This is a genomic window from Mesorhizobium sp. LCM 4577, assembly GCF_001854795.2.
In the GTDB taxonomy this organism is placed as follows: domain Bacteria; phylum Pseudomonadota; class Alphaproteobacteria; order Rhizobiales; family Rhizobiaceae; genus Mesorhizobium; species Mesorhizobium plurifarium.
In genome coordinates, this window is the sequence record NZ_MDDU01000053.1 from 295,984 (window position 1) to 305,723 (window position 9,740).

10 protein-coding genes are annotated in these 9,740 nt (G+C 61.8%); 4 read left to right on the forward strand and 6 right to left on the reverse strand.

What is annotated here, in order from left to right:
• Window positions 1-11: 11 nt before the first annotated feature.
• Window positions 12-1,031: an NAD-dependent epimerase gene (locus LCM4577_RS30255; protein WP_198541112.1), complete on the reverse strand. Its 1,020-nt coding sequence runs from the start codon at window positions 1,029-1,031 to the stop codon at window positions 12-14.
• Window positions 1,032-1,218: 187 nt separating this feature from the next.
• A complete protein-coding gene (locus tag LCM4577_RS30260) occupies window positions 1,219-2,310 on the reverse strand; it encodes a helix-turn-helix transcriptional regulator (RefSeq protein ID WP_071074537.1) in 1,092 nt (363 codons plus the stop codon).
• A gap of 234 nt (window positions 2,311-2,544) precedes the next feature.
• On the opposite strand from LCM4577_RS30260, the gene LCM4577_RS30265 reads away from it, so the two are divergent.
• Together LCM4577_RS30265 and LCM4577_RS30270 are read left to right on the forward strand one after the other, a co-directional pair.
• Complete coding sequence (locus LCM4577_RS30265) at window positions 2,545-2,985, forward strand: hypothetical protein (protein ID WP_041001755.1); 441 nt, start codon at window positions 2,545-2,547, stop codon at window positions 2,983-2,985.
• A gap of 220 nt (window positions 2,986-3,205) precedes the next feature.
• Window positions 3,206-3,682 (forward strand): hypothetical protein, encoded by a 477-nt coding sequence (locus LCM4577_RS30270; RefSeq protein ID WP_071074539.1) that lies wholly within the window; start codon window positions 3,206-3,208, stop codon window positions 3,680-3,682.
• A 36-nt stretch (window positions 3,683-3,718) separates the two neighbouring features.
• On the opposite strand, the gene LCM4577_RS30275 is transcribed toward LCM4577_RS30270, so the two are convergent.
• Window positions 3,719-4,801 carry a hypothetical protein gene (locus LCM4577_RS30275; RefSeq protein WP_131803542.1) on the reverse strand — a complete coding sequence of 361 codons (1,083 nt, stop codon included), beginning with the start codon at window positions 4,799-4,801 and terminating at the stop codon, window positions 3,719-3,721.
• A 26-nt stretch (window positions 4,802-4,827) separates the two neighbouring features.
• Here LCM4577_RS30275 and LCM4577_RS30280 point away from each other — a divergent pair, with 26 nt between their 5' ends.
• Window positions 4,828-6,081, forward strand: coding sequence for a cytochrome P450 (locus tag LCM4577_RS30280; protein ID WP_131803544.1), 1,254 nt, complete (start codon window positions 4,828-4,830; stop codon window positions 6,079-6,081).
• 6 nt (window positions 6,082-6,087) lie between these two features.
• On the opposite strand, the gene LCM4577_RS30285 is transcribed toward LCM4577_RS30280, so the two are convergent.
• Together LCM4577_RS30285 and LCM4577_RS30290 are read right to left on the reverse strand one after the other, a co-directional pair.
• Window positions 6,088-7,668, reverse strand: a complete 1,581-nt coding sequence (locus tag LCM4577_RS30285; RefSeq protein ID WP_071074542.1) for a GH3 auxin-responsive promoter family protein — start codon at window positions 7,666-7,668, stop codon at window positions 6,088-6,090.
• Window positions 7,658-8,395 (reverse strand): hypothetical protein, encoded by a 738-nt coding sequence (locus LCM4577_RS30290; RefSeq protein WP_071074543.1) that lies wholly within the window; start codon window positions 8,393-8,395, stop codon window positions 7,658-7,660. The genes LCM4577_RS30285 and LCM4577_RS30290 overlap by 11 nt, the downstream gene beginning before the upstream one ends.
• 195 nt (window positions 8,396-8,590) lie before the next feature.
• On the opposite strand from LCM4577_RS30290, the gene LCM4577_RS30295 reads away from it, so the two are divergent.
• Window positions 8,591-9,325, forward strand: a complete 735-nt coding sequence (locus LCM4577_RS30295) for a pseudouridine synthase (RefSeq protein WP_071074544.1) — start codon at window positions 8,591-8,593, stop codon at window positions 9,323-9,325.
• A gap of 221 nt (window positions 9,326-9,546) precedes the next feature.
• Here LCM4577_RS30295 and LCM4577_RS30300 read toward each other — a convergent pair.
• A partial coding sequence (locus LCM4577_RS30300) for a transposase (RefSeq protein WP_157900516.1) occupies window positions 9,547-9,740 on the reverse strand: 194 nt, incomplete at its 5' end.

Consider the following 9,740-nt stretch of genomic DNA (forward strand, 5'->3'; position numbering starts at 1 on the left):
CAAACGTCCAATCAGACCTGGTAGAAAGCCCGGTACCATTCGACGAAGCGCGGGATGCCGATCTCGATCGGAATCTCGGGCTTGAAGCCGGTCACCTCTTCGAGCGACGTGACGTCGGCATAGGTCGCCGGCACGTCGCCCGGCTGGAGGGGCATCAGGTTGCGGATTGCCTTCTTCCCAAGCGCGTCTTCGAGCACGTCGATCAGCCGGCTCAGCTGAACGGGCGAGCTGTCGCCGATATTGTGGATCCTGAACGGCGCACTGCTCGTCGCGGGATCCGGCGCCGCGCTCGTCCAGTCTGGGTTGGGCGTCGCGGGATGTCCCATGATGCGGACCACCCCTTCGACGATGTCGTCGATATAGGTGAAGTCGCGCTGCATGTTGCCAAAATTGAAAACGTCGATCGGCTGGCCGGCGAGGATGGCCTTGGTGAAGATGAACAAGGCCATGTCGGGCCTTCCCCACGGACCGTAGACGGTGAAGAAACGCAAGCCCGTCGTCGGCAGCCCGAACAGGTGGCTGTAGGTGTGAGCCATCAGCTCGTTCGCCTTCTTGCTGGCGGCATAGAGGCTCAAGGGGTGGTCGGCGGAATCATGCACCGAAAACGGCATGCGCATGCTGCCGCCATAGATCGAGCTGGACGACGCGTAGACGAGATGCCCGACGGAGGCCTGCCGGCACCCTTCCAGGATGTTGAGGAAGCCGTTGAGATTGCTTTGCGCGTAGACGTGCGGATTGATCAGCGAATAGCGCACGCCCGCCTGCGCGGCGAGATTGACGACGATCTCCGGCGCGGCCGAGGCAAAGACCGCCGAGATGCCATCGCGATCGGCGAGATCGACATGCTCGAAACGAAAGTTCGCGAACGTTTTCAGCCGTTCGAGCCGCGCCTGTTTCAGGGCGATGTCGTAATACTCGTTCATGGAGTCGAGGCCGACAACCTGCCGGCCTTCGGCGAGCAGCCGGTGGCAGAGGTGAAAACCGATGAAGCCGGCCGCGCCGGTGATCAGGATAGGCCTGCTCGACGTCAATACATGCCCCAAATGCTGTAGCCCGCCCCTCTACGGACCGACTGCTTGCCGACGGCCCGCCGGCCAACGCAGCCCAAACCTGTCATGGCCGCAGGTTCGGGAACGTCTGGATATCCCAGCTTTTTATGGCAGATGGCCGCCGAATTCAACGCACCTGTCTCGGACCGCCGCGACGCAGCCCTCCCTGTTATTGCGGCGGCAGTGAGGCCAGCGGCTGCAGCGTCTTCAACATGGCGACCAACTGGCTCTGCCGGTGGGTACCGGTTTTCTGGAAGACACGCTCGAGATAGGTGCGGGCGGATTTGACGGTGACACCGCCCCGTGCGGCCGTTTCCGCCAAGGTGAAGCCGGCGGCAAGATCGGCCGCCAGCCGCGCCTCCGCCGGCGTCAGATCGAACAAGGCGTTGAGCAGGCTCGCCGAAGGCACAAGCGCGCTCGGCTTGATGGGCGTCGCCAGCACCAGGATGTCGGCATTGCCGAATATGTCGTGCGCGGAGCGTCGCAGCGGCAACAGATGGACGACGAAAGGCGCCTCGCCGCCGATGCCCGGAACGGGGATCGATCCGATCGCATTGTCGGCGCGGCTCATGCCGGTCACGGCCAGCTGGAACAGCCGGTTGGCGTCGCGGTCGGCGATTGCCAGGCCGCCATAGGCCACGGGCAGAAAGGCCGTGTCGAGACGATCCAGATGCCGGTTGGTCGCCATGACACGCCCATTGGCCGACAGCACAGCGGCCGGCAACCCAAGCAGATCGAGGGCCGAAGTGGCGGCCACCGCCCGCTCGACCCGCAGCCGGCCGGCGACAAGACTGGCACGGGCCAGATGCGGCCGTAACGCATCGAGTCCGTCGATCTCCGGTTGCGCGAAGCCGCCATCCCTGATCCATTTCTGGAAGACGAAAGTCGCCAGCTCTCCTGTCGGCATCGGGATCGCCGTGCACAGATGCGCGCCGATGCCGAATTCCCTCAGCATGATGCGGGCCGGATCGCGCTTGATCTCACCGGGGCTCAAAAAGTCGTCGACGCGCACGAAGCTGGCCGGCTGCAAGCCGCACATCTTCTGCACGCTGTCGCAGAACTTCCAGAAATCGCCCTTGATGAATTCGTCGAACAGCGGCCGCAGATTGTCGAGCGTGGTTCCGCGCGGCGGGCCGTCGTCGCTGAAGAAGAAGACCTGAGCGCTGGCCGCGTTCGACAGGCCGCTCGCCTTCTGGAGCACCGCGTTCCATCGCTCCGGGACGAAGGCCGCCTCGTATATGGTTTCAATCAGGTCGATCATGGGCGCCATTGGGAACGGTGCGGAGACAACGCTGCGGGCCGGGCAGGCCCGGAAGACCACCAGTATCCGACAATGGAAATGCGATCTCAAGCCGACGCTGATATGCGAGCGTGATCAGCGGTCGAGCCCTTCCGTGCGAAATGAGATTGCGCGCATGTCCCGGATCGGGGATTTGGTTTTCTTGGTGATCCCCCTTCCTTGGGGCAAACTGCCAGCGGGCTGTCAGGAGGAGAAATGAGAGCACGCGCGGCGACGGTCGGAGACCTGGAAGGTGTTTTCCGAGACCTGTCCAAGCGAATGTCGGACGAGTATGTGGCGGCCGGCAAGGACAGCAAAAGCGCCTATGACAATCTGATGATGAACCTGAAGGAAGGCCGGGCGCATGCGCTCGTCGAAGGCGACAGGACCGTCGCAATCATCGCCTGGCACGAGCATGCGGACGCCGCCGATACGCTGTTTGCAGCGCAGGAGGATTTCTTCAACGCCGCGACGGTCCGCTTCTGCAAGCGGCACATCCGGCACGTCCAGGCGCTTGCCGGCAATCTGCCCGTGCATTCGCGCAGCTGGCTGGACAGGCCCGACGTCGCGAAATGGTTCCGCGTGATCGGCTATATCGACCGAGGGCGGGAGAACGGCGCCACCCTGTTCGAGCTGCCTCCGGCCGCCAATGGCTGACAAAGCGTGGCCGCCCCTAAAGCGCGTCGCGATCTTTCAGATTCGCTCCATGCGCTTTAGGTTTTCGATTTTACGCATGTCTTCATCCCGAAACCGGTTCCCACTTTCGGGAGACATGCCTTAAAACGGGCGCTTGCGCGAAAATCCGATTGGAAAGATTGTATGCGCGGGCAGCCGGGCAAGCCGGCGTGCCGGACCGGGGTGGCTGCTGGAAATCGGGATGCTGCGCGTATGCTTGGCCTTTGTCGCCATCGCCGCCTTGACCAGGCCGTCGGCGGCGGAGCCGCGCGTGTCCCATCTTTTCGACCGTCCCGACCTCGCGGCGGCCTATTCCGGCCAATCCGATCTCGTCACCGCATATACGACTGGCATGGCGCGCTACCGGCTTCAATATTCGGGCCAAGGGGCCCAGACCGGTCTGGCCGCGCCGCTCGAGCCTCGGCTGCTGCGGCCTGAATTCCAGCAACGGACATGGCGCTCGGCGGACGGCAGCCTGCTGCAGGGCTTTGCCGGCAAGGGCGGTTTCCGGCTGACCACAGGCAACTGCGTGAGCCGCATCTGCATGGCCAGCGAGTGCAGCGAAGCCGGCTGGCCGCTCTATGCCTGCAGCGACGGGCGCAAGCGCAAGATGTCGGTCAAGAGCTTCGTGACGGCAACATTCGACGGCGTCTCCTACCGGCGGCTGAGCGCGCCGTGAACGCTCAATCGCATGCATCAAACCCGTCCGATCAACTCAGCTTCTTGGCTGCTCGGACGGGTTTGCAAGACGTTTCCTCAGTCTGCGCAACGAGAGGGTTCGCCTGAGATGGAACCATCCTATGCGGCGCCGCACGCGACGCATTGCGCTGGCGTGGATCGCATCGACGTTCCGGTTACCGCGGCCGATTTCCAAAACGACATCGGACGGTGGCCGCAAGATTGCTCGCAGCGCATGCGCATGCATCTCGGCATAGCGGCTGTAGTTCACTGTGGCGTCCCAGTTGGGCGGCCGTGCCAGGACAGTTGGATTGTTGTTTATCTCGAAAGTCTGGATGCGCCCGTCGACAATGCCATAGTCGATCCGGCCATAGTCGATGCCAGCCAGATCAAACACGCGCTCGATTTGAGAGGCATGCGGATTTTCAGCGACGTAGGTCCGGCTTTCCGCCCTGTCCGCCTCGGTGAAGCGGGTGCTGGGAAATTTGATGTACCAGTTTTCATTGATGAAACAATGCTGCGGATAGATCGTCGGCCCAACCCTGTAGGCTGAATATTTGCGAAAGCGGCCGTCCGATGACGCCGCCGCTCCATATTCGACGATCATCAGGTCCGGGTCGCGTCGAATTTTCGGCGGCAGGCCGGCTATCGCTGCATCCAGCGCGCCCGGGCTTTCCAGCAACCCGGTCAAGGGTGGATCGTGCCGGCTTTCCCAGCGCACGAAGACCGGGAACCGCTGGACCGCGCGGAAATCGTCAAGACGATGCACGTCGAAGGTATTGAGTCCCGCTGCCTTCAACCTTTTCAGAAGATCGAAGCGATTCGGGACTTTCGCCGGATTGTTCAACATCAGCGCGGCGGGGTCCTGTGCTGAAATGCGGTGGCAAAGCTCCGAAGCGGCCTGCAACTGGGCGGCGGACAGTCTTTCGAAATCCGTGAAAATGAAGTTGCCGGTGGGGAGACGGCCAAGCCGATCGATCTTCTCATAGGGTATTATTCGCAAAAAGTCGTCCAACCCATGGCGGTAATAGCCAAGGAACACCCCGATCGTGTAAGCATGGCGCTGGGTACAGAGGTAGTAGATCGGACCTGATGCTCCAGCCGTGGTCATGGAAAGCATGACCCGGCCGAGCGGAGGTGAGTTGGTTGGGCACTCTGTTGGGCAGGGCGGAGATTTATTACGCAGCGATGCAGGGACAATATCCAGCTCGGGAGGAGCACTGCGCCAATCACTATTGGCATGGCGTGCGGGCCGGCTGCTTCCACGGCTCTATCGACATCTATTCTATTCATGATGAAATGCGCGACCAGGCCCCCGTCTGGCGGTCGCCCTGGGGCGACGTGTTCGTAACGAGATACGACCTCGTTTCGGCCTGCCTTGTCAATCGCCAGCTGTCGCATGTTCCCCCAAATGATCGAAATCATGCAAGCGACCAACGATCGGCCATCAACGAATGGCTGATGTATCAGGAGGGGCATGCGCACGCCGCCATCCGCCAGGCCCTGCAGCAACCCTTTGTCGGCAAGGGGGCGACCGCGCTGGAGCCTTTCGTCGCAGAAGCCGTCGATCTGCTGGTCTCGAAGGCTGACCTTGCAGGTGTCGTCGACGTGGTCGCCGCTTTCACCCGCGCTGTTCCTGAACGGGTGATTGGCCGCCTGCTTGGCGTACCCGTTGAGGACATGCCAAGATTGCGGGCCTGGTCGGCATCGATCCGCGTCATTCTCGACTCGGGGTTCGACGACGCCTTCGGACCGGTGTCAAATGCAGCGGAGGAGATGTCGGCCTATTTCACCGACCTGTTGCGCGACCTGCTGGCGCGCGGAGAGATGCCGCCACTGCTTGTCGGATTGCCGCCTCTGGTCGACAAGCTGGGACTCGAGACCGCTGGCCGCAATATAGCTTTCCTGGCCTTTGCCGGCCATGAAACGACCGTACACCTGATCGGCAACATGCTGTTCCATCTGGCTCACGCCCCTTCTCAATGGGCCAGCTTGCTGGCCGATCGACGGCTTGCTGCCAGCGCCGTTGCCGAAACCTTGCGCCTGGAGAGCCCGGTGCAGAAGATTTGCCGGTGGCCCGTGAAACCGACTGAGTTGGCCGGCCAGCCTATCGATGAAGATCAGTTGATTGTCCTGCTGATTGGGGCCGCCAACCGAGATCCAGAACAGTTTCCCCAGCCGCAAGTGTTCGACATCACCCGACATGGCAGGCAGAATCTCGCCTTCGGTCGCGGCGCCCATGTCTGCATCGGCAGGACGCTGGCGGAAATGGAAGGAAGGCTGTTGCTGGAAGCCGTCCTTCGACGCTGGAGAAGCCTTGAGCCAACGATCGACGGCGCGAAGTGGACGGATAATTCTTCGATACGCGGATTGGAGCGGTTGTCCTTGCGATTGAGCTGACCGCGATCAACGCTCCGCAACGCCCAGTCCGGCCAGAAATACACTGTCCACCTCTCTAAGCAGGACAGGCGCCTTCATGCCAGCGATGCTTGCGCCGCTTTGCATGCGGTGACGCTTCCAACGGCCGTAGAGATCGTCGATCGATGTCAACCGCACGAAGTCGAGTTGGCCGATTCGGCGAGCATATTCGTATTGGGGGTTGGCGGTCAGGGCGCGGTCGAGCCTCTCGGCGATGGCGCCATCCAGAGGATTGTCCGAGCAGGCCTCGACGAGAAGCTGGTAGTGCGGTCGAGGAGTCGTCCTGGCAGCAAGCAGCGCATAGGACGGCACGGAGATCCTTTCGAGGCAGCTTGCAACAAATGCCTCGCTCAGCTTCTCGCCACACATGTCGACGGTGACACCGGCGCGGCCGCAGAATCGCAGACGGGGCGTGTCGCCGCTGAAACCGACAACCTCCACCATGTCATGTGTGTCGTAACGATAGAGACCGGAGCCCGTCGAAACGACGACACGATATATGCGGCCGATTTCAAGCTGCCAAGCGAAACGGCAATCGCCGGCTTCATCGATGAATTCGAAGAAGCCGCTGTGCGCCGCAAGCACCGAGCCCGGCCCGTCGCCAAAAGGAAAGGAAACGGCGGCCTCGGTCGACATCAAGCCCTTCGATTGCATGAAAGCCTGGGGGAAAAGCGCCTGCAGCTCGGCTGCGAAGCCTTTGCTCGACGCATCCGTCCAGCAGCTGATGGTGTCGAGTCGGGGCCAGATCGCGGAGAGATCGTTCGACGACCCGCAAAGCGTGCTTTCAAGCGTCTCGATGCGGCGGTTAACCGAATTCCTGTCCTGCGATATCGCCAGTCTGGAGGCCAAAGTCGGTAACAGATTCAGCGCGTCGCGCCGCATCGCACGCAGAATCTCGGTAAGGTAGGTCGGGCTCCAGACCCAGATCAGAGCCAGATCTTCCGCCTGCAGCAGATAAAGACAGGTTTCTCTCTGCCAGGTGTCGAAATCGGCAAGAAGCCTGAGTTCCATCGGCACAGCCGAAAGCTCGATCAGACTGCTGCGCAAAGCACCGAAATAAGCGAAGGGCAAAGGACTGCCCAATGGATAGGCGCCGATGCGCTGATCGAGCGAGCGACCCACCGGGCTCAAGGCAAAATAGCTACGGCCCTGCGTGACGGCGGGACGGCGCGCTATGAGATCCCCGAGCCAAGGATAAAGACAATCGGTGAAGGATTTGAGCGCGGTATCGGTATAAGGGATATTCTTAGCTCCGCCCGAACTCCCGCCGGTCTGCTCGAAGAACCGGACCGGTTCTGCCGTCAGCACGGCGTCGTCGCCTCCGATGATACGGTCGATGTAGGGCTGAAACGCCGCATAGTCACCGATCGGGACAAGCGAGCGGAACGACTCAGCGGACGTGATGTCGATGAATCGGTTGGCACGCCCGAAGGCGGTGAGGCGATTGGCCTTGATCAGACTTGCAAGGCTATGGCGCTGCGCTACCTCAACGTCTCCAAGCCCGGCGCGGAATTGTGCCCCGGCCGCAACGGTGGCACCGGCGATTCCTGCCCAGGCGTCAGCGACCATCGCTGAGACCTTCGGCAAAGCTGGTCGCTCCATATCGCTTCAGATTTGCGGAATTGAATTCGGCCAGACAAGCGAGCTCGACGCCGCGGTAATATGCTGGATTGGCACTCAGAAAAAATGCTGCAAAGCGGTTTCGTTCCGCCGTCTTCTCGACGCTTGCCCATTCTCGTCGGAGATGACCCTGCGAATGGCCAAAATCGATCAGTCCGCTTGTGGCATCGAAAAAACGGCCGTAGCGCGCCGCCGCTATTTGATTGCGGATCAGCCGCAAATCACTCCTGTCTTTCCCGTCGATGGCCGGGACAAATTCACGAAAGAAGTTGGGTAGAATTCTGAAAGTGCGATGGCCCATCATGATCGAGAACCAGAACAATCTTTCCTCGCCTACCTTGGCTTTCACCGCGCCAGCCGCGCGGAACCATGCACGCAGGAGAACCGGGTCGCCCCAGCGCGACGCATCGAGCACCGTGTCACCCGAAAACAGGTAATGCACTGTTTCGCCGTCGACGATCAGGCTGCCAACCGCCAAGGTCGAGAATCCGACAATGTCACTATTGCGCCGAATAACGACGACGGCATTTTTCTCCGAGAGATCTCGTTCGAAGCGGCCCTGGTCGGTCGCCTCGTAGTACCTCTCGTAAAGGCGAAACATCTCGTCGCGATCGCCGTTGCCGAGATTGCCGACCGGAATCGTTTCGGACTCGAGCGAAACCGGCTCCCCTGCCACGTCGCCACCCCCAAGCAAGACCCAATGTGAGGACATAGAGGACAATGCACCGTCGGTCCAACTCAAAATGCTTACACCGCTCAAACCGGCTCGGCCTTCCGTATCGAAGCGCAGGCCGGCAGAATTGTCCGAGATTGCGAGGTCTTGGTCATATGTGGCACCTTTCCTGACTTACCTGTGGAACCGAATTGCGTCATGACACAGCCGCGACCCGTCGTCGCCAAGGCCAGCCTTGACCGGGCGTTGTCGAAGCTCGGCTTCTGCTCGCGCAAGCAGGCCGAGCTTTTGATCGCCGAGGGGCGCGTACGGGTGGGCGGCAAGGTGGCGCGCGACCCTTCGCTTCGGGTCGACCTCGGCCGCGACCGCATCACCGTCGACGGCGAGCGCGTGGTCGCGGAGCGCAAGGTCTATCTGATGCTCAACAAGCCGCGCGGGCTGGTCACGACCCGTGACGACCCCGAAGGCCGCGGCACGGTCTATGACTGCCTGGAAGGGCTCGACCTGCCGTTCGTGTCGCCAGTCGGCCGGCTCGACAAGGCCAGCGAAGGGCTGCTTTTGCTCAGCAACGACACGCGCTGGGCGAACGGTTTGCTCGACCCTGCCTCGCATGTCGCCAAGACCTATCATGTGCAGATCGCCGCTGCGCCCGACGAGGGAATGCTCGAGCGCTTTCGTCAGGGCGCCGTCGTCGATGGCGAGTTGCTCACGGCAAGCTCGATCGCACTGTTGCGCAGCGGCGGGCGGACGGCCTGGCTGGAGATCGTGCTCGACGAGGGTCGCAACCGGCAGATCCGCCGGCTGCTCGGCGTTTTTGACATCGAAGTGCTGAGGCTGATCAGGGTGGCGATCGGCGGTCTTGAGCTTGGCGAGCTTGCCAAGGGTCAGGCGCGGCATCTGACGAGTGAGGAGCTGGCGATGCTTGCGTCGTAAGGCGCGAGGCGTCCCCCTCACCCGGATTGCCAACCGAATTGCGAAGGGCAATTCGGGGCAATCCGACCTCTCCCCGGTGGAGGGCTTTGCACGGGAAGCGAAGTCGGGTTCGGTGTGTTAATAGAGCTTTTTAAAAGGCCGGCGGATCGGTTTTCGGCGGTCTTGTGGGGCATTTGGCGGTTCTGGCAGGCAGCCCCGGCGGATTGTAGGCGCACCTTTGCTCATGCCCACCTCCCGCGAAGCGGATGGATGGCGCCGAKCATRGTCCTTAGATTGTAGGCGCAGGCCGCCAGCATGCACTGCGTGCGGTTGGCGGCGAGGTTGAAGAAGCGCACGCGCCGCATGCCGTAGCGCTCCTTGAACACCGCAAACGGCCGCTCGACCGCCGCCCGCACCTTGGCGATCAGCCGGTTGC